We start from the raw sequence: 21,682 nt of genomic DNA, 5'->3' as shown, positions 1-21,682 counted from the left end.
GGCGATCAGCCCTGGCTGGTCTCGCCAGCCGGCAGCGCGGTCTTGGTCCGCCAGTGTGGCAGGGAGTTCCAGTAGCGCTCGCCCTTGGCATCGTCGTACATGCCTTCCCAGCGCGAGATGACCAGCACGGCCAGGGCATTGCCGATCACGTTCAGGGCGGTACGCGCCATGTCCATGATGCGGTCGACGCCGGCGATGAACGCCAGGCCTTCCAATGGGATGCCCACGCTGCCCAGGGTTGCCAGCAGTACCACGAAGGACACGCCCGGTACACCGGCGATACCTTTGGAGGTGACCATCAGGGTCAGTACCAGCATCAGTTGCTGACCAACCGACAGATCGATGCCATACAGCTGGGCAATAAAGATCGCCGCGATGCTCTGGTACAGGGTCGAACCGTCGAGGTTGAACGAGTAACCGGTCGGCACCACGAAGCTGCAGATGGCTTTCGGTGCGCCGTAGGCTTCCATCTTCTCGATCACGCGCGGCAGCACGGTCTCGGAGCTGGCGGTGGAGTAGGCCAGTACCAGCTCATCCTTGAAGATGCGCATCAGCTTGATCACCGAGAAGCCAAACAGGCGGGCGATCAGGCCAAGAATCACGAAAGCGAAGAACAGGATGGCGACGTAAACCAGGATCACCAGCTTGGCCAGAGGCAGCAGCGAGGCGAAGCCGAAGTTGGCCACGGTCACGGCGATCAGGGCAAATACACCGATAGGGGCGTATTTCATGATCATGTGGGTGACTTTGAACATGCTCTCGGAAACGCCCTGGAACATGGTGACCAGGGGTTCGCGCAAGTCTGGCTTGAGGCTCGACAAGCCCAGGCCGAACAACACGGAGAAGAAGATGATCGGCAGCATCTCGCCACGAGCAACAGCGGCAAAGATGTTCGATGGGATCAGGTTGAGGATGGTCTCGATGAACGCATGCTCATGCTGCACCTCGGCGGCGGTCGCCTGGTACTTGGAGATGTCCACCGTACCCAGGGTGCTCATGTCGATGCCGGCACCCGGGTGGAACAGGTTGGCCAACAGCAGGCCGACCACAATCGCAATGGTAGTGACCACTTCGAAGTAAACGATGGTCTTTACGCCGATCCGACCGAGCTTTTTCGCGTCCCCTACACCGGCGATTCCGACAATCAGCGACGAAATCACGATCGGGATCACGATCATCTTGATCAGGCGGATAAAGATATCGCCCGCCGGCTGCAACACGTTGCTGATCCACCAGGCTTTTTCGGCGCTGAAGTGGTTGAGTACAGCACCGATTGCAATCCCTAGCACCAGACCGATGAGGATCTGCCAGGCGAGGCTTAGTTTTGCCTTCTTCATGTCATTACCCTTGTTTCAAGTGGACTCAGGCAGATGCGCCAGCTGGAACGCCCGGAAGCGAAAAAGTGTGAGCATCAGCCTCCGTAGAAGGTCACCGCAGTTGGCCGATATGGCTTACTGGCAAGCGAAAAAAGGCGCAACTATTCCCATGCGGGGGGGCATAGTCTAATGCCGTAAACGCCTACCCCATGCCGAATCGGCATGAGTTTTTGCAAATAAAACTGTCTGTTTGGTCAGTTCGAATGCGACATTTTGTCAGGCATACATGCCGTTAACCGGCCATTTCAGGCTCGCCTAGGGACGTTAGGCTTTTTTGTCGGCTGGAAAAAACTCGTGCAAATTCCTACGCATACCATCGAAAAACACGTCTGGCCGAAGACAAACTTTCTCGATAGATGGTCGCGATGTAACACCGCGAAACGGTTATGTTGAAGCAGAAGGGAATTTTGCAGCTATAGGCGGCATAAGCGCCTAGTGATGACTATCAAGCTCGCCGCAAGTCCGTCAGGCCATAACTGCCTGCGGACTTGCGTCGCAGCTTTTCTCCTGACCCGGCCCTTGCGCAGGCACTCCCTGTACCCGTAGGTCACGCCGATCCACCTTGATCAGAGCAACCCGGCCCCCTGGTCATGCACCGCCATCAGGCGGCGGTGCAAACGGAAACAGGCAGTTGGCCTGGTTCCATGTTGGCGAGGCCCGCAGAGGGGCCTAGTACCAATTCGGATCTTTCTTCAGTTGCTCCATCAGCAACTTCTGCATGCCTTCATCGGGCTTACCGATGAAGCGATAGTCCGCATGCCGTGTTGGCGACTTGTCCGCCGGAAGCCCGGCAGGAACTTCGACCAACATCGCGTAGGCATCGTCCTTATCCATGCTGAACGCGACGATAAGACGTTTATTAAGGCAGGTGTCGGCCGTTTCACACAGCGGCCCTACCAAATACCCGTCACCGTCTTCCGTGACTGCGTTCATTTGCTCAGACGTGCCCGACAGGTTGATCACCCATTCAGGCAGACGCTCTTCCTTCTTGACCACGCCCTGCCAGGTTTCGCGATACTGCGGGTCGGCATTGAGCAGTTCATTGGCCCGCGCCTGGCCGTCATTGGCGGCCATGGCCAAGCCACTGCCGCCCAACAGCAGGGCGGCAGCAAGGGTTTTAAAAGACAAGTTGGCCATGTTCAGCCTCGACCGCGGCGGCCAAAGAAGAAGGAAGCGATGAACATCACCAGGAAAACGACAAAGAGAATCTTGGCGATACCCGTAGCGGTGCCCGCGATACCACCGAAGCCCAGGACTGCAGCCACAATGGCAATGATCAGGAATGTGATTGCCCAACTCAACATGGTGATTCTCCTTATGCGTCTATAGAAGTGACTGCTGTGTAGCCATCCTGTCGCACCCAACGGGGCGCCAGGTTCGTGCCTAGAACACCCAGCGTTCCTGGATCGGTTCGTCGTACAGGGCGATGTCCTGTTCAACCGCCATCATGCGTGGAGCGGTGACTTCAGCGCTGCTGCTGCCAACGGAACGCAAATGGGTCTGCGTCATGGGTGCGCGCTCGAACTGCGGGGCGGACTGCTGGCTCTGCTGCCAATGTTGCAATTGCTGACCACCGATCAAGGTCACCATCAAGGCGAGGCTGGCGAACAGCCCCTGTTGAAGGCGCAGTGGCGATACACGCAATGGCTTGAGGCTTTGGCGAGTCATCCTGAATATCTCCCGCATGTTGTTTTGTTCGTTATCACGCTTGTAGGAGAGGTATTGCAGAGTGCATGCCAGTTTTTTAATCAGATAAATATCAATAAAATCATACACTTACATTATTGATCCGTTTCTTCCCAGCAGCATCCTGCACGATGCGCCTATCCTCACCGTGCGAAATGCACGATGGTCAGTGGTCGGTTCAAGGGATCGGAGCGGGCTGTAGGACTGCCGAAGGGTCAAGAAGGGTGAAAAACACGCTGCCTAGGCATGTAAGTAGGAACGGTCTCAGATAGCTGCGCGATTGGGCTTTGAATCAATCAGAATAAACCATGCAACTTGCCCGATTATTCCGGGACTAACCAAGATCAATCATTTTTACTTAAGGAGCGCGGGACAGATGGAATCAGCCAAGGAACTTCAAGGCCGCATTCTTTTAGTGGACGACGAGTCCGCAATCCTCCGCACCTTCCGTTACTGCCTGGAAGATGAAGGCTATACCGTGGCCACCGCCAACAGCGCGGCCCAAGCCGATGCCCTGCTGCAACGCCAGGTCTTCGACCTGTGCTTCCTGGACCTGCGCCTGGGCGAGGACAACGGTCTGGATGTACTGGCGCAGATGCGTATCCAGGCGCCCTGGATGCGCGTAGTGATCGTCACCGCTCATTCGGCCGTGGATACGGCCGTGGATGCGATCCAGGCAGGCGCGGCCGATTACCTGGTCAAGCCTTGCAGCCCGGACCAACTGCGCCTGGCCACCGCCAAGCAGCTCGAGGTGCGTCAGTTGTCGGCACGCCTGGAAGCGCTGGAAGGCGAAGTGCGCCAGCCCAAGGATGGCCTCGACTCCCATAGCCCGTCGATGATGGTGGTGCTGGAGACCGCCCGCCAAGTGGCCGGCACCGACGCCAATATCCTGATCCTCGGCGAGTCCGGCACCGGTAAAGGTGAACTGGCCCGGGCTATTCACGGCTGGAGCAAAAGGGCGAAGAAGTCCTGCGTCACCATCAACTGCCCGTCCCTGACCGCCGAACTGATGGAAAGCGAGCTGTTCGGCCACAGCCGAGGGGCCTTTACCGGCGCCAGCGAAAGCACCCTGGGCCGGGTCAACCAGGCCGACGGCGGCACGCTGTTTCTCGACGAGATCGGCGACTTTCCCCTGACATTGCAACCCAAGTTGCTGCGTTTCATTCAGGACAAGGAATATGAGCGGGTCGGCGACCCGGTCACCCGCCGCGCCGATGTACGCATCCTGGCGGCGACCAACCTGAACCTCGAAGACATGGTGCGCGACGGGCGTTTTCGCGAAGACTTGCTGTATCGCCTCAACGTCATCACGCTGCACCTGCCACCCCTGCGTGAACGCAGCGAAGATATCCTCGCCCTCGCCGACCGCTTCCTCGCGCGCTTCGTCAAAGAGTACGCGCGGCCAGCTCGCGGCTTCAGCGACGAGGCCCGCGAAGCACTGCTGAACTACCGTTGGCCGGGCAATATCCGCGAACTGCGCAACGTGGTGGAGCGCGCGAGCATCATCTGTGCCCAGGAGAAGGTCGAAATCAGCCATCTGGGTATGGCCGAGCAGCCGACCAATAATGCACCGCGCATCGGTGCGGCGCTGAGCCTGGATGAGCTGGAAAAGGCCCATATCGGCGCCGTCCTGGCCACCAGCGACACCCTGGACCAGGCAGCCAAGACCTTGGGCATCGATGCGTCGACGCTGTATCGCAAACGCAAGCAATACAACCTGTGAGCTGTACCTTATGAAGCTGGCGATGAAACTGCGCACGCGGCTGTTCCTGAGCATTTCTGCGCTGATCACCGTGGCGCTGCTCGGGTTGCTGCTGGGGCTGGTGAGTGTCATGCAAATGGCCAAGACCCAGGAATCCCTGATCCGCAGCAACTTCATCACCCTGGATCTGGGGCTCAAGCTGCGCCAGAGCCTGGGTGACCAACTGATTCTGATGCTTCACGACACCCCAGACCCGGTGGCGCTGAACAAGGCCAAGCAGCAATACTTCAAGCTGTTGGACGAGGGCGTCGCCCACGAAATGAGTGTCGCCAGGGTCGGCGGTTTCTCTCAAGCCAAGGCCGATTACCTGACTTTCCTTGAAGCGTTCGAAGAAAACGAAAGTACGCCGCCGTCCCTGCGCAATAACGAAAAACTCACCACCAGCTTCAACGTCTTGCGCAATGGCCTGATCAGCGAACATAAAAGAGCACTGGAAAACATCAACGACACCGAAAGCCAGTCTCGCGAACGCGCCCTGTGGATTGCCGGGCTGCTCGGGCTGGTGGGCCTGGCGGTGCTGATCATCGGCTTCATCACCGCCCATGGCATTGCCCGGCGCTTTGGCGGGCCCATCGAAGCCCTGGCCAAGGCGGCCGATAAAATCGGCCAGGGAAATTTTGATGTCACCTTGCCGATTTCTTCGGCGGCCGAAATGAACCAACTGACCCGGCGCTTCGGCATCATGGCCGAAGCCCTGCGTCAGCATCAGGCAACCAATGTCGACGAATTGCTCGCCGGCCAGCAACGCCTGCAGGCTGTACTCGACAGCATCGACGACGGTTTGCTGATGATCGACCGCCAAGGGCGCCTGGAGCATCTCAACCCGGTCGCCCAGCGCCAGTTGGGCTGGGACGAGAGCCGCCTGGGGCAAGGCCTGGGTGAAGCGTTGCAACGGCCCGAACTGGATGAGCAACTGCACCTGGTGCTGCGTGGCGGCAACCTGGAACACGCACCTGACGACCTGGAAGTGGAAGTCGAGGGTGAATCACGCCTGTTGACCTACAGCATGACGCCCGTCAGCCACCACCAAGGGCATATTCTCGGCGCCGTGATGGTGTTGCATGACGTTACCGAACAGCGGGCCTTCGAACGGGTGCGCAGCGAATTTGTGCTGCGTGCTTCCCATGAGTTGCGTACGCCAGTCACCGGTATGCATATGGCGTTCGGCCTGTTCCAGGAACGGGCGAAATTCCCTCCTGAGTCTCGCGAAGCCGACCTGTTGAATACGGTCAACGAAGAAATGCAGCGCCTGATGCAGTTGATCAACGACCTGCTCAACTTTTCCCGCTACCAGAACGGCCTGCAAAAACTCACCCTGGCGCCTTGCGACATCAATGATCTTCTTGAACATGCCCGTGCGCGCTTTGCTGAACTGGCGAATGCGCAAAACATCGACCTGCTGGTAGAAGCGCAAGCGCAACTGCCCAGGTTGCATGCCGACCAAGCGCAATTGGAGCGGGTCCTGGACAACCTGCTCGGCAATGCCCTGCGCCATACCAGCGAAGGCGGGCAGATTCGCCTGCAGGCGCGGCGCCATGGCGAACGGCTGATCATCAGCGTCGAAGACAACGGCGAAGGCATCGCCTACGGCCAGCAGGGTCGGATTTTCGAGCCTTTTGTCCAGGTAGGCCGCAAGAAAGGCGGCGCCGGCCTGGGGCTGGCGCTGTGCAAGGAGATCGTGCAGTTGCACGGTGGCCGCATGGGAGTCTATTCCAGGCCGGGGCAGGGTACGCAGTTCTATATGGCGTTACCGTTGTAACTAAGAGCCTGTCGTGGGAGGCGGGCTTAGGGCTGCTACGCAGCCCAACGGGGGACAAGCCCCCTCGCCACATTTACCGTGCCCGCCGGCCAAAGCTCCTCTTGTGGCGAGCGGGCTTGCCCCGCGCTGGGCCGCGTAGCGGCCCCAATAAGGTCGGTGAGTTGGCCGGTTTGGGGCGCTACGCAGCACAGCGAGGGACTAGCCCCCTAGTCAACAACCCCACTTAGCGGTGGTTCAATACCCGTAGGATCGCGGCGCTTTGCGCATCCGGCGTGCCGTCGTACAGAGCCGGCCGGAAGCGCATCTGGAACGCGGCCAGCACACGCCGAGTCGCCACATCCAGCTCGCCGGTCTGCGGCGTGGAATACCCCAGGCGTGCCAACTCTTCCTGGAACCAGGTAATGCTTGGCAGTTGCCTGGCGTACTCGGCCTGATACCGCGCGACCGCCTGGCCCTCGGGCCAGATCCCCAAGCCTTCATCCGCCAGGCGCTTCCAAGGGAACAAGGGGCCCGGATCAAGTTTGCGACCGGGGGCGATATCGCTATGCCCAATAATGAACTTAGGGTTGATCCGATTGCGCTGGCTGATGTCCTTGAGCAAGGTCACCAGGGACTGGACCTGCGCTTCGGAGTAGGGATACCAGACGCGCCCGGTGGGCGTATCGCGGTAGCCCGGGTTGACGATCTCGATACCAATGGAGCTGGAGTTGAGCCAGGTACGCCCCATCCATTCACTTTCCCCGGCATGCCAGGAGCGCTTGTCTTCATCCACCAGTTTATAGATGGTCGCACGGGCGTCGTCGCCAATCAGGTAGTGGCTGCTGACCTGGCCTTTGGTCAATAGCGCCAGCGAACCTTGAAGGTTGGTCGCGGTGTAGTGCAGCACGACGAACTGGATACGATTATCGAAGTTCACCGAAGGGTGGGTGGTATCCAGGCGCGGGCCACTCGCACAGCCGGCGAGGGTGAGGGACAGAAGAGCAGCAACGAGAAATTTCATGGCAACAGACAGTACGCTAATGACGATAATGCAACAGTGTAACGTACCGTTTGCCGTTCAGCGGCAGGCTTACAAAATGGAACAACTTTTCAGGCCGCCTGCACCTGATTGCGTCCCGCCGCCTTGGCCCGATACAAGGCTTCGTCTGCACGCTTAAGTGCCAGGTCGCTACGCTCGCCCGGCTGAAACTGCGCCATGCCGATGGACATGGTGATGGTCACCCGCTCGCCCTTGAAGTGAAACGGGCACGCCTCGATCGCTGCACGCAGGCGCTCGCCCAGTTCCAGCGCATCGCCCAGCGCCGAATCCGGCATCAGCAGGACAAACTCCTCACCGCCAAACCGCGCGATGAAATCCGTCGGCCGCAGGCGTTTGTTCAACACATTGGCGATGATCTTCAACACCTTGTCGCCCGCCAAATGGCCGTAGCTGTCGTTGATGCGCTTGAAGTGGTCAAGGTCCAGCATCGCCAGTGACAGACTGTTGCCCTGTTGATGCCAGGTATTGACCTCGTACTCCAGGCGTTCGCTCCAGGCCGCACGATTGGGCAAGCCGGTGAGCGGGTCGATCAGCGCTTTCTGGCGCTGGACCTCGAGATGATCACGATAACCCTGGGCCTCCTGCTCCATGCTCGCCACGCGCTCGGCCAAGCCCTGCAGCCGTGCGGCCACTTCATGTTCGCGCTGGTCACGCTGCTTTTGATGCTCGTCCATGGCGCCCAGCAGCCCCTCAAGATGACTCTCCAACACTTGCTTGAGGTCATCGAGGTCAGCCGCTTCCTGGACACTGCTTTGCAAGCCATCCATCTGCTCACGGATTTGCGTATCCATCTCGCGCGCGGCGCTGCGGCTGTCGGCGTGTCCGTCGCTGGCCGCTTGCAAATTGCTCTGGAAGGCCTCCAGCCGCTCGTTGAGACGCTTGAGGTAGGCCTCGAATTCATGCTGGCCGCTATCGGTAATAGCCAGCATCAATACCGCGAGGTCATCGAGGATCGGCAGCAGTTCGTACCAGTTCAACCCATGGGCCAGGCGTTCGCGCATGGCTTCGGCCTGGGGTCGATGGTGCTCGGGCAGGTCGAGGTCGCCCAACAGGCCGAGCAGGGTGTCTTCGATATGCTTGGCGACGGAACTGTAGGATGGCTCTGGCGAGTCGGGCAGGGCGTACAGCACCTCGCCATCCATCGCGTCAGGGTCAACCTCCGCCGATTCATCCTCCAGCACCGGCGGCAACGACAGGCTGCCGATCGCCGTCGGTTGCGGCGCCTCTGGCAGGGCCTGGGGCGCCGCAACCACTGCAAGCGCAGGTTCAGGCGGCGGGGCGAGAATGACTTCGGCGGGCTGGCGCGGCTCCAGTGTTTCCAAGGCCGCGGCAGGCATCTCAACGGGCAATAACCGGGTCGTAGCAGCCTGCGGCGGTGCTGCCACGCGCTCCTCGATATCAATCTCGGGCGCAACGGTCAGCGCCGCAGACGCAGCCTCCGGCACTGGCTGCTGCGGTGCCTGTGCTTGAGGTGCAAAAGCACGCAGCGCCTGTGCCAGCTCGGGCGCATCCTCAACGGCCTGGGCGGCCGGACTGGTTTCTACCGCAGGGGCTGGCCGGGAGACCGGGGGAACAGCAGGCTCAACCGGCGCTACCTCCGTACCCACCTCCTTGCCACCAAACAGGCGCTGCAACAGGCCTGGCCGAGCAGGTTCGTCATCCGACTCAAGATTGCTCAGGGCCTGCCCTTGAAGCCCGCTCAACTCACTGAGCAGCAGGGGAATCTCCCGCGCCTGGCCGACGCGGCTGTCCAACTGCTTGGCGAAACTCTTCAGCGGGCGGCTGACTTCCCGCGGCAAGGGCAGCGCCTGCAGTTGCGCAACCAGCGCGGTCAGCGCCGTACTGATCTGATCAACCCGCGTTTCACGGCGCTGCTCGGAGTCCAGTACGGCCTTTTCCAGGCGTGGCAACAGGGCGGCGAGCGCGGCGTCCATGTCATCGCTGCGCACCACATCGCGCATCTCTTTCATACACTGGTCGACCGCCCGGTCCGTGCCTTCGGCCGCCAGCGTGCTGCGCACCAGCCCACGGCGCAGCAAGTCGAGGCGCGCAGCCCAACGGCGTTCGAGCTTTTCTTGTTGCTCGATGCTTAACAGGTATTTCTCTTTCCAGCGCTGGGCTTCGTCACTCATGCAAGGGATCCGCGAGGGCCGGGGCTCAACGCGGGTAATGCATCAGCCGTGAGCGAACCCGGCAGACGAATCTCTACCGCGACCGGCAGGTGATCGGAAATGGGCTGGGCCAGTACCTGCACGCTTTCCAGGGTCAAGGTCGGGCTTAACAGGATGTGGTCAAGACAACGTTGCGGGCGCCAGCTGGGGAAAGTGGCTTCGACCTGTGGCGCCAGCAGCCCGAGGTCGCGCAACGGAGAATTCTCCAACAGGTCACTGGCGTGGGTGTTCATGTCCCCCATCAGCACCTGGTGTTTGTAATCGCCAATCAGCTCACGGATATAGGCCAACTGCATGGTCCGGGTACGCGCCCCCAGCGCCAGGTGCATCATGACCACCACGAGCGCCTCGGGCCCTTCGCCAAAACGCACGAGAATTGCCCCACGCCCTTTTGGGCCGGGCAGCGGGTGATCCTCGATCGCCCACGGCTTCAAGCGGCTGAGCACACCATTGCTGTGCTGGCCCAAACGACCGAGGTTGCGATTGAGTTGCTGGTACCAGTAGGGGAATGCACCGAGCTGGGCCAGATGCTCGACTTGATTGATGTAGCCCGAACGCAGGCTGCCGCCATCGGCCTCCTGCAGCGCCACCAGGTCGAAGTCACCGAGCAGGTCGCCAATCTTTTGCAGATTGCCGGCCCGCCCCGTGTGGGGCAGCAAATGCTGCCAGCCACGGGTCAGGTAATGACGGTACTTCTCGGTGCTGATGCCAACCTGGATATTGAAGCTCAGCAAGCGCAGCCGGCTGTCCGCCGGCAGGCCGGTGGACGTGAGATGGTGTTCGTTGACCTGCGGATCATGCAGGCCAACGACGCGTTCTGTACCCCAGCGACGCATGGCGAGCCCCTTACTTGGCTGCGCGCTCTTTGGCGATCAACTGGTCGGCAACGTTGAGGGTCGCTTCAGGACCACCGGTAGAGCCGAGGTCAAAGCGGTATTTGCCGTTGACGATCAGGGTTGGAACGCCTTGCACGCCGTATTTCTGCGCGAGTTCCTTGGCCTGCTTGATCTGGCCCTGGATAGCGAAGGAGTTGAACGTGGCGAGGAACTTGTCCTTGTCTACGCCCTGGGTGGCGAGGAAGTCGGCCATTTGATCAGGCTTGGTCAGCGGCTTGCGATCCTTCTGGATAGCTTCGAACACGGCATTGTGGACCTTGTGCTCTACACCCATGGCTTCCAGGGTCAGGAACATCTGGCCGTGGGCGTCCCAAGGACCGCCGAACATGGCTGGGATGCGCTTGAAGTTCACGTCCGACGGCAGCTTCTCGGCCCAGGGATTGATGGTTGGCTCAAAGGAATAGCAATGCGGGCAGCCATACCAGAACAGCTCTACGACTTCGATCTTGCCCGGCACCGCAACCGGTACCGGATTGGCCAATTCAACATAGGTCTTACCCGCTTCAAGCGGCACGTCGGCGGCTTGGGCGGTCATGCCGAACAGGCTGGCACTGACGAGAGCGGCGCTGAGGATCAGATTACGCATGCTTTACTCCTGGACAAATAAAGTCGCCTCGCGCGACCTTTTTTATGACAGGTCTACACGGGCATGAGTTCGTTAGTGTAACGGTAGCGACCACAAAAAAGGGCGGCCTAAGCCACCCTTTTTATGCTTGCATCGACAGATTAATCGAGCGTTAACGTTGCCCAGGCAACGTCAGGCCATCCGCGCCTTACTTATGCAGGCCCTGGATGTAGCTGGATACCGCAGCAATGTCTTCGTCGCTCAGTTTGCGGGCGATGGTGCGCATGGTCATGGCATCGCCATCGTTGCTGCGACCGACTTTAGGGTCTTCCTTGCGGAAATCCGTCAGTTGCTTGGCAATGTACTGGGCGTGCTGGCCACCCAGATGCGGGAAGCCCGCTGCAGCGTTACCCGAACCATCCGGGGAGTGGCAGCCGGTACAGGCAGGCAGGCCTTTTTCCAGGTTGCCGCCACGGAAGAGTGCTTCGCCGCGCTCGACCAACGCTTTATCGGCAGCACCCACACTGCCGGTCTGGCTGGCGAAATATGCGGCGATATCATCCAGATCCTGATCGGTGAGGTTGGTCAGCATGCCGGTCATTTCCAGGACCGTTCGCTTGCCGTCCTTGATGTCGTGCATCTGCTTCTTCAGGTATTTCTCACCCTGGCCCGCCAGCTTTGGAAAGTTGGGCGCCGGGCTGTTGCCGTCCGGTCCATGGCAGGCACCACATACAGCGGCCTTTGTCTGGCCAGCAGTAGCGTCACCTGCAGCATGGGCAACACCAGTGATGCCCAAGGTCAACAGCAGACTCACGATCAATTTGTTCATCAGCTAATCCAATTACGGCTAAAGGTTATAGAGTTATGAACCGGGTCTACTCGCTCATCAAAATAATGATGGCCTGGTAATCCTCGGCACGGCATTCCATGCACAAACCACGCGGCGGCATCGCCTTGAAACCCTGGGTCACGTGCTGCACCAGCGTATCCATGCCTTGCGCCAGTCTCGGCGCCCAGGCTGCCTGGTCACCCCGCTCGGGGGCCGTTGGCAGCTGTCCGGCATGGCAAGCCGCGCAAACGCGGTTGTACATAGCTTCCGGATCCTGTGTAGCCTGCGCACTGTAAAGTGGTACCAGGACACCGACAGCTAGCAGCCACTTGGTCATACGTCGACCTTTTCAGGGTTTGGAAGCGTTATGCGTTCTAATGCGCAATAAAGGTCTATCGCTCCCGTGAACTTCATCCTTCGCTGGGACAAAGCACACACAAAATCTGCGGCATTATATACTGGCGCTACTGAAACGGGAACGACACTACTTGCCGCACCCATTCCCGGCACCGCCCACATCGGAAATCCCATGCAACTCAAGAACCCCATCCTCGGTCTGTGCCAACAGTCCACCTTCATGCTCAGCGCCGCCAAAGTCGACCAATGCCCCGACGACGAAGGCTTTGAAGTGGCCTTCGCCGGGCGCTCCAACGCTGGCAAGTCCAGCGCACTCAACACCCTGACCCATGCCAGCCTGGCTCGTACCTCGAAAACCCCAGGTCGCACACAGCTCCTCAACTTCTTCAAGCTAGACGATGATCGGCGTCTGGTCGACCTGCCGGGCTACGGTTACGCGAAAGTACCTATCCCACTGAAGCTGCACTGGCAGCGTCACCTGGAAGCCTACCTGGGTGGCCGCGAAAGCCTGAAAGGTCTGATCCTGATGATGGACATCCGTCATCCAATGACCGATTTCGACCTGCTGATGCTCGATTGGGCGGTTGCCAGCGGCATGCCGATGCACATTTTGCTGACCAAGGCCGACAAGCTGACCTACGGCGCCGCCAAGAACACCTTGCTCAAAGTGCAGGCCGAAATCCGTAAGGGTTGGGGTGATGCGATCACGATCCAGCTGTTCTCGGCGCCCAAGCGCATGGGCCTGGAAGACGCCTATACCGTACTGGCAGGCTGGATGGAATTGGCCGACAAGGGCACAGAAATCGCCGAGTGACTTTGTTGCGGGCAAAAAAAATCCCGAACTTCGTATGGGGAGGGGAAGTTCGGGATCTAAGTACTCCGGACCGCTAGGGCGGGGTCCAGATATCTGCCAACACTTAACACAACATAGGAGCATTGAAGGGCTTCACCACCCATTCAGTAACTCTGAGTGACTTTTCATGGGTTAAGTTCCGGTGCCCGGAAAAACTATTGGAAATAACTGTCGGCAGTTTCCGATCTATAGGCGTCGCTGCGACTTGATGCCGCAGCAACGCCGCGTGATCAGTGGGCTTCGTCCCAGTTGTTACCCACCCCAACCTCAACCAGCAGCGGCACATCCAGTTTCGCAGCACCGCTCATGTGCTCACGAATCTTCTCGCTGACTTCGGCCACCAGGTCTTCACGGACCTCGACTACCAATTCATCGTGCACCTGCAGGATGACCTTGGCGTCCAGCCCCGACTCCGTCAGCCAGTTGTCGACCTTGACCATCGCTTTCTTGATGATATCGGCGGCCGTGCCCTGCATCGGCGCGTTGATCGCGGTACGTTCGGCGCCCGCGCGCTCCTGGGGTTTGTTGGAGTGGATGTCCGGCAGGTACAGCCGGCGCCCGAACAGGGTTTCCACGTAACCCTGATCGGAAGCCTGGGCGCGGGTGCGCTCCATATACTCGCGCACGCCTGGGTAGCGAGCGAAATACACATCGATATAAGCCTTGGCGGTCTTGGTATCGACACCGATATCCTTGCCCAGCTTCTGCGCGCCCATACCGTAGATCAGGCCGAAGTTGATCGCCTTGGCGCTGCGGCGTTGATCGGATGTGACCTCGCCCAACTCGACCTTGAACACCTCGGCCGCCGTGGCCGTGTGCACATCGAGGTTGTCGCGGAACGCGTTCAGCAAGCCCTCGTCCTTGGACAAGTGCGCCATGATCCGCAGTTCGATCTGCGAATAGTCCGCCGCCAACAACTTGTAGCCCTTGGGCGCGACGAATGCCTGGCGGATCCGCCGGCCTTCGGCGGTGCGCACCGGAATGTTCTGCAGGTTCGGATCACTGGACGACAAGCGCCCGGTGGCCGCCACGGCCTGGTGGTAAGAGGTGTGGATCCGCCCGGTACGTGGGTTGATCTGCTCTGGCAAGCGGTCGGTGTAGGTGCTTTTGAGTTTGCTCATGCTACGGTACTGCATCAGTACCTTAGGCAGCGGGAAGTCATCTTCAGCCAGCTTGGCCAAGACTTCCTCGGCGGTCGAGGCCTGGCCCTTGCCGGTTTTCTTCAATACCGGCAGACCGAGCTTTTCGTAGAGGATCGCCCCCAACTGCTTGGGTGAACCCAGGTTGAACTCCTCGCCGGCGATCTCATACGCCTGGCGCTCCAGTTCCACCATCTTGTTGCCCAGCTCGATGCTTTGCACGCCCAGCAGCGCGGCATCGACCAAGGCACCCTGGCGCTCAATCCGCGCCAGCACCGGCACCAACGGCATCTCAATATCCGTCAACACACTGGCCAGGCTCGGCAGCGCAGCGAGTTGTGCGTGCAATGCCAAGTGCAGGCGCAGCGTCACATCGGCATCTTCAGCCGCGTAGGGGCCAGCCTGTTCCAGGGGGATCTGGTCGAACGTCAGTTGCTTGGCGCCCTTGCCGGCAATGTCCTGGAAGCTGACGGTGTCATGCTCCAGGTACTTCTTGGCCAGGCTGTCCATGTCGTGACGGGTCGCGGTGGAGTTCAGCACATAGGATTCGAGCATGGTGTCGAAGGCGATGCCGCGCACGGTGATGCCGTGTGCCGGGTCGCCGCCGATGGCGCAATTGGCCAGGATATTCATGTCGAACTTGGCGTGCTGGCCCACCTTGAGCTTTTGCGGGTCTTCCAGCAGCGGCTTCAAGGCCAGCAGTACGGTATCGCGGTCCAGTTGCTCGGGTACGCCGATGTAGGAATGGGTCAGCGCAATGTAGGCCGCTTCATTGGCCTGTACCGCAAACGAAACCCCTACCAGCTGCGCCTGCTGGGCATCGACACCGGTGGTTTCGGTATCGAAGGCAATCAGCTTGGCGTCATTGAGCTTCTTCAGCCACACGTCAAAACGGGCCTGGTCGAGGATGGTTTCGTACTGCGCTTCGACCGGGGCCAGCGTCTTTGCGGCCTCAGGCTCAGCCGAAGGCTGCACCGGCGCTACGTCGGCAGCCGCTTTAAGCTCGACCCGCTTGGCATCGCGCTGAATCTCATCGATCCAGCTCTTGAACTCCAGCAGGGTGTACAACTCCAGCAGCTTTTCACGATCAGGCTCGATCAAGTGCAAGTCTTCCAGGCCAACCTCCAGTGGCACGTCGACCTTGATGGTCGCCAACTGGTAAGACAGGAATGCCATCTCTTTGTGTTCTTCCAACTTGGCCGGCAGGGTCTTGGCCCCACGGATCGGCAAGGTCGGGACAATGTCGAGCTGCTCGTAAAGCTCTTTCAGGCCGCCGTTCACACCCACCAGCAAACCCGAAGCAGTCTTAGGACCAATCCCCGGAACGCCAGGGATGTTGTCGGAGGAATCGCCCATCAGCGCCAGATAATCGATGATCTGCTCGGGAGCGACGCCGAATTTCTCCTTAACGCCGTCGATGTCCATCGCACTACCGGTCATGGTGTTGACCAAGGTAATGTGCCCATCGACCAATTGCGCCATGTCCTTGTCGCCGGTAGAGATCACCACCGGGCGGTCAGCTGCCGCGCTGCTGCGGGCCAGGGTGCCGATCACGTCGTCCGCTTCAACGCCTTCGACGCACAGCAGCGGGAAGCCCAGGGCAATTACGCTCTGGTGCAGCGGCTCGATCTGCACGCGCATGTCATCGGGCATGCTCGGGCGGTTGGCTTTGTATTCGGCGTACATATCATCGCGAAATGTCCCACCCTTGGCGTCGAACACCACCGCGAACGGGCTGTCCGGGTACTGCTTGCGCAGGCTTTTGAGCATGTTCAGCACGCCCTTGACCGCACCAGTCGGCAGGCCTTTGGACGTGGTCAGCGGCGGCAGCGCGTGGAAGGCGCGGTACAGATATGAAGAACCGTCCACCAGGACGAGGGGGGCTTGGCTCATGAGCAGGATCAACCTTTTCGGCGGGTCAGGCGCTAGAATAGCCGGACCAATGACAACAAAGGGACAAGGTTATCATGCGCACATTCAATCGCCTGCTGTTGACCGGCTTGATTGCACTCGCTCCGATGGCTGCCATGGCGGCAGACGACGCTCCCTCGGGGGATCCGCAAGTCACCATTCGCACGGAAGGCGACAAGACCATCCAGGAATACCGCCAAAATGGCTTCCTGTATGCGATCAAGATCACCCCGAAAGGCGCGCCCCCGTATTTCCTGGTGCGCGCGGACGGAACCGATGCAAACTTCATCCGCTCGGACCAGCCGGATATGCTGATCCCTTCATGGAAGATCTTCGAATGGAAATGATTTCTTAATTTCAATCGGCGCTGCGGCCCGCGGCGCCCGTAATGGCAGTTTTAACCATGTCTGTGTTCACCCCCCTGGCTCGGCCCGAGCTGGAAACCTTTCTCGCCCCTTATGGGCTCGGCCGCCTGCTCGATTTCCAGGGGATTGCCGCGGGTAGCGAAAACACCAACTTCTTTATCAGCCTGGAGCAGGGCGAATTTGTCCTGACCCTGGTTGAGCGCGGCCCCGTGGACGAAATGCCGTTCTTCATCGAACTGCTGGACGTACTCCACGACGCCGACCTGCCGGTGCCTTACGCCCTGCGCACCACCGACGGCGTGGCCCTGCGCGAATTGGCAGGCAAGCCGGCGCTGCTGCAACCGCGCCTTGCCGGCAAGCACATCAAGCACGCCAACGCCCAGCATTGCGTGCAAGTGGGTGAACTGCTCGCTCACCTGCACCTGGCCACCCAGGGCGACAAGGTGCTGGAGCGCAAGACCGATCGCGGGCTGGATTGGATGCTCGACGAAGGTGCGCAACTGATCTCGCACCTCGATGCTGAGCAACAGCGCCTGCTGCAAGCGGCCCTGGATGAAATCCAGCAGCACAAGGCACACATCCTCACGCTGCCCCGCGCCAACATTCACGCCGACCTGTTTCGCGACAACGCAATGTTCGAAGGCACCCACCTGACCGGGCTGATCGACTTCTACAACGCGTGCTCCGGCCCGATGCTGTACGACGTGGCGATTGCCCTGAATGACTGGTGCTCGGACGAAGCTGGGGTGATTGACGGCCACCGCGCCCGGGCGCTGCTGGGGGCCTACGCGGCACTGCGGCCGTTCAGCACCGGGGAAGCCGAACTGTGGCCGACGATGTTGCGCGTGGCCTGTGTGCGGTTCTGGCTGTCACGCCTGATTGCAGCCGAGACATTTGCCGGGCAGGACGTGTTGATTCACGACCCCGTGGAGTTCCAGCAACGGCTGGAGCAGCGCCAGCAGGTCACTCTCCAACTGCCGCTCGCCCTTTAAATGTGGGAGCGGGCTTGCTCGCGAATGCGGTGTGTCAGCCAAGTAGCGGGTGACTGACACACCGCATTCGCGAGCAAGCCCGCTCCCACATTGGTTTGGCGCTGTGCCTACAGTGACTCCAGGCACCCTGCCAAATCATTGCCCAGCTTCTCCAGCAACTGCTCGTAGCCTTGAGCGGTTGCCGGGGTGTAGCCGCCCAGGGCATCCAATTCCGCCAGTTTCACCGGCAGGCCTGCCACCAGGGTCTCGGCCAGGCGCGGGCGCAATGGCGGCTCGCTGAACACACAGGTCTTGCCCACTTCCTGCAAGCGCGTGCGCATCGCCGCCACATGCTGGGCGCCGGGTTGCACTTCGGCGGCCACGCTGAATACGCCGGTATGCTTGAGGCCATAGGCATCTTCAAAGTAGTCGAAGGCTTCGTGGAACACGAAGTAAGGCTTGCCGGCGATACCCGCCAGGCGCGCCTTGAGGCGCACATCCAGGGCATCCAGGCGAGCGTTGAACCCCTGCAGGTTGCTCTGGTAGCGCGCCGCGTTGGCCGGATCGGCCGCGCTCAAATCCGCCGCCATTTTTGTAGCAATCACCCGCGCATTGACCGGTGACAACCACAGGTGAGCATCCAGGCTTCCCGGACGATGATCGTGATCGTGGTCGTCGGCTTCTTCGCCATGGGAGTGATTATCTTCGGCGAAATGACGCAGTTTGAGCCCCGGCAACTCCTGCACCGCGACTGTCGGCAAGCTGCGGCCCTTGAGCACCCGAGGCAGGAAGCCTTCCATGTCCGGACCGATCCAGTACAGCAGATCCACCGATTGCACACGCCGTACGTCGGATGGTCGCAATGCATAGTTATGGGGCGAGGCTCCCGGCGGCAATAACACCTCTGGAACCGCCACCCCGTCCTGCACAGCGGCGGCAATCAGCTGCAAGGGCTTGATGCTGGTCAGCACCCGAACCTCGGCCTGGGCAGCCCCGGCAATCCATAAACTGGTGACAAATACGACAAAAACGGCAAAAAGTCGGGACACGATGAGCACTCAAGTCAGCAGGAACGGGTAACATAATAACGTCTCTCACAAATATCTGTCGCCGCTCATGCCTAAAACACCGCTTGCCAGCCGTCCCCACGACCACTCTCACTGCGTCCACAACGCACTGTCAGAGGCCGACGCCCTGTGCGCACGCCAAGGCCTGCGCCTGACGGCCCTGCGCCGGCGGGTGCTGGAACTGGTGTGGCAGAGCCACAAACCCCTGGGTGCCTACGACATTCTCGGCGTGCTCAGCGAGCAGGACGGCCGCCGCGCCGCGCCGCCGACGGTGTACCGTGCGCTGGACTTCCTGCTGGAAAATGGCCTGGTGCACCGTATTGCCTCGTTAAACGCCTTTGTCGGCTGCAACCACCCGGAACACGCGCACCAGGGCCAGTTCCTGATCTGCCGTGAATGCCACGCCGCCATCGAGCTTGAACAAAAAAGCATCAGCGACGCGATCATCAAGAGTGCCGGCGATGTGGGCTTCCGAGTCGAAGGGCAGACCGTCGAAGTGGTAGGCATCTGCTCGGGCTGCCAGGGGGCTTGATGAGCACTGCGCTAATCCGCCTGGAGCAGGTCGGCGTCACGTTCGCCGGCCAGAACGTGCTGGACAACATTCACCTGAGCGTCGAACCGGGGCAGATCGTTACCCTGATCGGCCCCAACGGTGCCGGCAAGACCACCCTGGTACGTGCCGTGCTGGGCCTGCTCAAGCCCGACAGCGGCAGTGTCTGGCGCAAGCCCAAGCTGCGCATCGGCTATATGCCGCAGAAACTGCACGTCGACCCGACCTTGCCGCTTTCAGTGCTGCGCTTTTTGCGCCTGGTACCCGGCGTGGATCGCGCCCGCGCCCTGGCTGCGCTCAAGGAAGTCGGGGCCGAGCAGGTCATCGACAGCCCGGTACAAAGCATCTCCGGTGGCGAAATGCAGCGCGTCCTGCTGGCCCGTGCCCTGCTGCGCGAACCCGAACTGCTGGTGCTCGATGAGCCGGTACAGGGCGTCGATGTGGCCGGCCAGGCCGAGCTCTACAGCCTGATTACCCGCCTGCGCGACCGTCACGGCTGCGGCGTGCTGATGGTCTCCCACGACCTGCACCTGGTAATGAGCACCACCGACCAGGTGGTATGCCTCAACCGCCATGTCTGCTGCTCCGGCCATCCGGAGCAGGTCAGCGGCGACCCGGCCTTCGTCGAACTGTTCGGCAAGAACGCCCAGAGCCTGGCGATTTACCACCACCATCACGACCACGCCCATGACCTGCATGGCGCCGTGGTTGCCGATCCGGCTCCCCATACCCACGTCCACGGAGATAGCTGCAAGCATGGCTGATTTTCTGCTCTACGCCCTGCTTGCAGGCTTGGCTTTGGCGCTGGTGGCGGGCCCGCTGGGTTCGTTCGTGGTCTGGCGGCGCATGGCCTACTTTGGCGACACCTTGTCCCACGCGGCCCTGCTCGGCGTAGCCCTGGGCTTTTTGCTGGACGTCAGCCCGACCATCGCCGTGACCGTTGGCTGCCTGCTGCTCGCCGTGCTGCTGGTGACCCTGCAACAGCGCCAGCCCCTGGCTTCGGACACGCTGCTGGGGATCCTCGCACCCAGCACCCTGTCCCTGGGCCTGGTAGTCCTGAGCTTTATGCATGAAGTGCGTATCGACCTGATGGCCTACCTGTTCGGCGACCTGCTGGCGATCAGCCCCACGGACCTGGCCTGGATTCTCGGCGGCAGCGCGGCGGTATTGATCCTGCTGGTGGCCCTGTGGCGACCGCTGCTGGCAATTACCGTGCACGAACAACTGGCCACCGTCGAAGGCTTGCCCGTACCGGCGCTGCGCATGACCCTGATGTTGCTGATCGCCGTGGTGATTGCTGTCGCAATGAAGATTGTCGGCGTATTGTTGATCACGTCGCTGTTGATCATCCCCGCCGCCGCCGCCCAGCGTCATGCACGTTCACCGGAACAGATGGCGGTCGGCGCCAGTTTGCTGGGGATGCTTGCCGTGTGTGGTGGCCTGGCGCTGTCCTGGTTCAAGGACACCCCGGCCGGGCCGTCGATTGTGGTCACGGCCGCCGCACTGTTTCTGCTGAGTTTTGTCCTGCCCCGTCGAGGGGTGTAGACTTGCTCGCTTTTTGCGCAATTAGAGAGTCGCAGGAATGAAGCCGTTCACCTCCCGTTATCTGCTCCTTGCCGCATTTTCCCTGCTGCTGGGCGCCTGCCAAAGCACCCCGCCCGTCGCCCCCGAGGTTCCGGACGCGCGCGCTGCGGCCATTGCACAGCTGGAACAAAACCTGGCCAGCAGCGAGCTGGCCACCGCCGAAGACCAACTCGCCGCCCTGCAGGCCCAATCGCCCGACGATCCGGCGCTGGAGCCTTATCAGCGCCAGCTGGCCGAAGCCTATCTGCAGCGCAGCCAGATCGTCCTGCAAAAAGGTGATGTCAACGCCGCCGCCACTGCCTTGAGCCGTGCCCGAGCCTTGATGCCCAAGGCGCCGGCGCTGACGGGCGGAGTCAACAGCGCCATCGCTCACGCGCGCAAAGCCGAGCTGGATAAAGCCGAAGCCGCCCTCAAGGCCGCCGAAGCCAAGCCACCGGCCAAGGTCATCGACCCCGCCGCCGAAAGCACCACGGTTGCGCTGAACCTCACGGATATTCAGCAATTGCGCCATCAACTGGATGCCATCGCCACCGACGTGGTGAATTACCAGTGTGATGTGAGCATCCAGGTGCCGCGCACCGAGGATTACCCGTGGCTGAACACGCTGCTGAGCAAACGAGTGAAGCGGATAGATTCAGGGTATGACCTGAAGATTCACCGGCAGATCCTCAAGCATATTCCGGCGCAGGTTGTGCTGATTCCGCGTAAAGCCGACTGACGCCAATCGCGGGCAAGCCCGCTCCCACATTGGAATACATTTCAAATGTGGGAGCGGGCTTGCCCGCGATGGCGCCCTATCAAA

21 protein-coding genes are annotated in these 21,682 nt (G+C 60.6%); 9 read left to right on the top strand and 12 right to left on the bottom strand.

The features are described 5' to 3' along the window. Nucleotides 1-5 precede the first annotated feature (5 nt). From gltP to FIV38_RS22265, 4 genes are all read right to left on the bottom strand, one after another. Nucleotides 6-1,337, bottom strand: a complete 1,332-nt coding sequence (gene gltP, locus FIV38_RS22280) for a glutamate/aspartate:proton symporter GltP (protein ID WP_029290382.1) — start codon at nucleotides 1,335-1,337, stop codon at nucleotides 6-8. Nucleotides 1,338-2,045: 708 nt separating this feature from the next. Next, nucleotides 2,046-2,513 (bottom strand): inhibitor of vertebrate lysozyme family protein, encoded by a 468-nt coding sequence (locus FIV38_RS22275; RefSeq protein WP_029290380.1) that lies wholly within the window; start codon nucleotides 2,511-2,513, stop codon nucleotides 2,046-2,048. A 2-nt stretch (nucleotides 2,514-2,515) separates the two neighbouring features. After that, nucleotides 2,516-2,680, bottom strand: coding sequence for a DUF1328 domain-containing protein (locus FIV38_RS22270; protein ID WP_003170804.1), 165 nt, complete (start codon nucleotides 2,678-2,680; stop codon nucleotides 2,516-2,518). Nucleotides 2,681-2,759: 79 nt separating this feature from the next. Further along, a complete protein-coding gene (locus tag FIV38_RS22265; RefSeq protein ID WP_092237255.1) occupies nucleotides 2,760-3,044 on the bottom strand; it encodes a hypothetical protein in 285 nt (94 codons plus the stop codon). Nucleotides 3,045-3,438: 394 nt separating this feature from the next. Between FIV38_RS22265 and algB the strand changes: the two genes are divergently transcribed. Both algB and FIV38_RS22255 read left to right on the top strand, forming a co-directional pair. Beyond that, nucleotides 3,439-4,785 (top strand): sigma-54-dependent response regulator transcription factor AlgB, encoded by a 1,347-nt coding sequence (gene algB, locus FIV38_RS22260; RefSeq protein ID WP_029290372.1) that lies wholly within the window; start codon nucleotides 3,439-3,441, stop codon nucleotides 4,783-4,785. Nucleotides 4,786-4,795: 10 nt separating this feature from the next. Beyond that, the gene (locus tag FIV38_RS22255) at nucleotides 4,796-6,583 is read left to right on the top strand and encodes a KinB sensor domain-containing domain (RefSeq protein WP_029290370.1); all 1,788 of its coding nucleotides are present in this window, start codon (nucleotides 4,796-4,798) and stop codon (nucleotides 6,581-6,583) included. A gap of 223 nt (nucleotides 6,584-6,806) precedes the next feature. Here the strand turns inward: FIV38_RS22255 and FIV38_RS22250 are convergent, their stop codons facing one another. The 6 genes from FIV38_RS22250 to FIV38_RS22225 form a co-directional block, all read right to left on the bottom strand. Next, nucleotides 6,807-7,583 (bottom strand): N-acetylmuramoyl-L-alanine amidase, encoded by a 777-nt coding sequence (locus FIV38_RS22250; protein WP_092232520.1) that lies wholly within the window; start codon nucleotides 7,581-7,583, stop codon nucleotides 6,807-6,809. Between the two features lie 89 nt (nucleotides 7,584-7,672). Beyond that, the gene (locus FIV38_RS22245) at nucleotides 7,673-9,754 is read right to left on the bottom strand and encodes a diguanylate cyclase (RefSeq protein ID WP_092232517.1); all 2,082 of its coding nucleotides are present in this window, start codon (nucleotides 9,752-9,754) and stop codon (nucleotides 7,673-7,675) included. After that, nucleotides 9,751-10,629, bottom strand: a complete 879-nt coding sequence (locus tag FIV38_RS22240; protein WP_029290363.1) for an endonuclease/exonuclease/phosphatase family protein — start codon at nucleotides 10,627-10,629, stop codon at nucleotides 9,751-9,753. The genes FIV38_RS22245 and FIV38_RS22240 overlap by 4 nt, the downstream gene beginning before the upstream one ends. 10 nt (nucleotides 10,630-10,639) lie before the next feature. Then, complete coding sequence (gene dsbA / locus FIV38_RS22235) at nucleotides 10,640-11,275, bottom strand: thiol:disulfide interchange protein DsbA (RefSeq protein WP_092232514.1); 636 nt, start codon at nucleotides 11,273-11,275, stop codon at nucleotides 10,640-10,642. A gap of 187 nt (nucleotides 11,276-11,462) precedes the next feature. Beyond that, the gene (locus tag FIV38_RS22230; RefSeq protein ID WP_092232511.1) at nucleotides 11,463-12,083 is read right to left on the bottom strand and encodes a c-type cytochrome; all 621 of its coding nucleotides are present in this window, start codon (nucleotides 12,081-12,083) and stop codon (nucleotides 11,463-11,465) included. Nucleotides 12,084-12,129: 46 nt separating this feature from the next. Beyond that, the gene (locus FIV38_RS22225; protein ID WP_092232508.1) at nucleotides 12,130-12,420 is read right to left on the bottom strand and encodes a c-type cytochrome; all 291 of its coding nucleotides are present in this window, start codon (nucleotides 12,418-12,420) and stop codon (nucleotides 12,130-12,132) included. 192 nt (nucleotides 12,421-12,612) lie between these two features. Here FIV38_RS22225 and yihA point away from each other — a divergent pair, with 192 nt between their 5' ends. Then, entirely contained in the window at nucleotides 12,613-13,254 is a 642-nt protein-coding gene (gene yihA / locus FIV38_RS22220) for a ribosome biogenesis GTP-binding protein YihA/YsxC (protein WP_029290354.1), read from the top strand. A gap of 269 nt (nucleotides 13,255-13,523) precedes the next feature. On the opposite strand, the gene polA is transcribed toward yihA, so the two are convergent. Next, entirely contained in the window at nucleotides 13,524-16,325 is a 2,802-nt protein-coding gene (gene polA / locus FIV38_RS22215) for a DNA polymerase I (RefSeq protein WP_092232505.1), read from the bottom strand. A gap of 74 nt (nucleotides 16,326-16,399) precedes the next feature. Between polA and FIV38_RS22210 the strand changes: the two genes are divergently transcribed. Both FIV38_RS22210 and FIV38_RS22205 read left to right on the top strand, forming a co-directional pair. Continuing rightward, nucleotides 16,400-16,690 carry a DUF2782 domain-containing protein gene (locus FIV38_RS22210; RefSeq protein ID WP_092232502.1) on the top strand — a complete coding sequence of 97 codons (291 nt, stop codon included), beginning with the start codon at nucleotides 16,400-16,402 and terminating at the stop codon, nucleotides 16,688-16,690. A gap of 56 nt (nucleotides 16,691-16,746) precedes the next feature. Beyond that, nucleotides 16,747-17,700 carry a homoserine kinase gene (locus FIV38_RS22205; RefSeq protein ID WP_070995512.1) on the top strand — a complete coding sequence of 318 codons (954 nt, stop codon included), beginning with the start codon at nucleotides 16,747-16,749 and terminating at the stop codon, nucleotides 17,698-17,700. A 107-nt stretch (nucleotides 17,701-17,807) separates the two neighbouring features. On the opposite strand, the gene znuA is transcribed toward FIV38_RS22205, so the two are convergent. Then, entirely contained in the window at nucleotides 17,808-18,737 is a 930-nt protein-coding gene (gene znuA / locus FIV38_RS22200; protein WP_092232500.1) for a zinc ABC transporter substrate-binding protein ZnuA, read from the bottom strand. A 58-nt stretch (nucleotides 18,738-18,795) separates the two neighbouring features. On the opposite strand from znuA, the gene zur reads away from it, so the two are divergent. From zur to FIV38_RS22180, 4 genes are read left to right on the top strand one after another with little or no spacing between them, the layout of a single operon-like run. Next, nucleotides 18,796-19,278 (top strand): zinc uptake transcriptional repressor Zur, encoded by a 483-nt coding sequence (gene zur, locus FIV38_RS22195; protein ID WP_029290345.1) that lies wholly within the window; start codon nucleotides 18,796-18,798, stop codon nucleotides 19,276-19,278. After that, nucleotides 19,278-20,060, top strand: coding sequence for a zinc ABC transporter ATP-binding protein ZnuC (gene znuC / locus FIV38_RS22190; protein ID WP_029290343.1), 783 nt, complete (start codon nucleotides 19,278-19,280; stop codon nucleotides 20,058-20,060). The genes zur and znuC overlap by 1 nt, the downstream gene beginning before the upstream one ends. Then, nucleotides 20,053-20,841 carry a zinc ABC transporter permease subunit ZnuB gene (gene znuB, locus FIV38_RS22185; RefSeq protein WP_029290341.1) on the top strand — a complete coding sequence of 263 codons (789 nt, stop codon included), beginning with the start codon at nucleotides 20,053-20,055 and terminating at the stop codon, nucleotides 20,839-20,841. Before znuC ends, znuB begins: the two co-directional genes overlap by 8 nt. A 37-nt stretch (nucleotides 20,842-20,878) precedes the next feature. Continuing rightward, the gene (locus tag FIV38_RS22180; protein WP_029290339.1) at nucleotides 20,879-21,598 is read left to right on the top strand and encodes a PA5502 family lipoprotein; all 720 of its coding nucleotides are present in this window, start codon (nucleotides 20,879-20,881) and stop codon (nucleotides 21,596-21,598) included. Nucleotides 21,599-21,682: the final 84 nt, after the last annotated feature.

Source organism: Pseudomonas proteolytica (assembly GCF_007858275.1).
Lineage (GTDB): Bacteria > Pseudomonadota > Gammaproteobacteria > Pseudomonadales > Pseudomonadaceae > Aquipseudomonas > Aquipseudomonas proteolytica.
The sequence above is the reverse complement of the archived record's forward strand: the minus strand, read 5'-3'. Positions and strand labels throughout refer to the sequence as shown.

Coding starts and splice junctions, on each gene's coding strand:
- gltP (WP_029290382.1), bottom strand. CDS start 1,337: ATGAAGAAGGCAAAACTAAGCCTCGCCTGGCAGATCCTCATCGGTCTG.
- FIV38_RS22275 (WP_029290380.1), bottom strand. CDS start 2,513: ATGGCCAACTTGTCTTTTAAAACCCTTGCTGCCGCCCTGCTGTTGGGC.
- FIV38_RS22270 (WP_003170804.1), bottom strand. CDS start 2,680: ATGTTGAGTTGGGCAATCACATTCCTGATCATTGCCATTGTGGCTGCA.
- FIV38_RS22265 (WP_092237255.1), bottom strand. CDS start 3,044: ATGACTCGCCAAAGCCTCAAGCCATTGCGTGTATCGCCACTGCGCCTT.
- algB (WP_029290372.1), top strand. CDS start 3,439: ATGGAATCAGCCAAGGAACTTCAAGGCCGCATTCTTTTAGTGGACGAC.
- FIV38_RS22255 (WP_029290370.1), top strand. CDS start 4,796: ATGAAGCTGGCGATGAAACTGCGCACGCGGCTGTTCCTGAGCATTTCT.
- FIV38_RS22250 (WP_092232520.1), bottom strand. CDS start 7,583: ATGAAATTTCTCGTTGCTGCTCTTCTGTCCCTCACCCTCGCCGGCTGT.
- FIV38_RS22245 (WP_092232517.1), bottom strand. CDS start 9,754: ATGAGTGACGAAGCCCAGCGCTGGAAAGAGAAATACCTGTTAAGCATC.
- FIV38_RS22240 (WP_029290363.1), bottom strand. CDS start 10,629: ATGCGTCGCTGGGGTACAGAACGCGTCGTTGGCCTGCATGATCCGCAG.
- dsbA (WP_092232514.1), bottom strand. CDS start 11,275: ATGCGTAATCTGATCCTCAGCGCCGCTCTCGTCAGTGCCAGCCTGTTC.
- FIV38_RS22230 (WP_092232511.1), bottom strand. CDS start 12,083: ATGAACAAATTGATCGTGAGTCTGCTGTTGACCTTGGGCATCACTGGT.
- FIV38_RS22225 (WP_092232508.1), bottom strand. CDS start 12,420: ATGACCAAGTGGCTGCTAGCTGTCGGTGTCCTGGTACCACTTTACAGT.
- yihA (WP_029290354.1), top strand. CDS start 12,613: ATGCAACTCAAGAACCCCATCCTCGGTCTGTGCCAACAGTCCACCTTC.
- polA (WP_092232505.1), bottom strand. CDS start 16,325: ATGAGCCAAGCCCCCCTCGTCCTGGTGGACGGTTCTTCATATCTGTAC.
- FIV38_RS22210 (WP_092232502.1), top strand. CDS start 16,400: ATGCGCACATTCAATCGCCTGCTGTTGACCGGCTTGATTGCACTCGCT.
- FIV38_RS22205 (WP_070995512.1), top strand. CDS start 16,747: ATGTCTGTGTTCACCCCCCTGGCTCGGCCCGAGCTGGAAACCTTTCTC.
- zur (WP_029290345.1), top strand. CDS start 18,796: ATGCCTAAAACACCGCTTGCCAGCCGTCCCCACGACCACTCTCACTGC.
- znuC (WP_029290343.1), top strand. CDS start 19,278: ATGAGCACTGCGCTAATCCGCCTGGAGCAGGTCGGCGTCACGTTCGCC.
- znuB (WP_029290341.1), top strand. CDS start 20,053: ATGGCTGATTTTCTGCTCTACGCCCTGCTTGCAGGCTTGGCTTTGGCG.
- FIV38_RS22180 (WP_029290339.1), top strand. CDS start 20,879: ATGAAGCCGTTCACCTCCCGTTATCTGCTCCTTGCCGCATTTTCCCTG.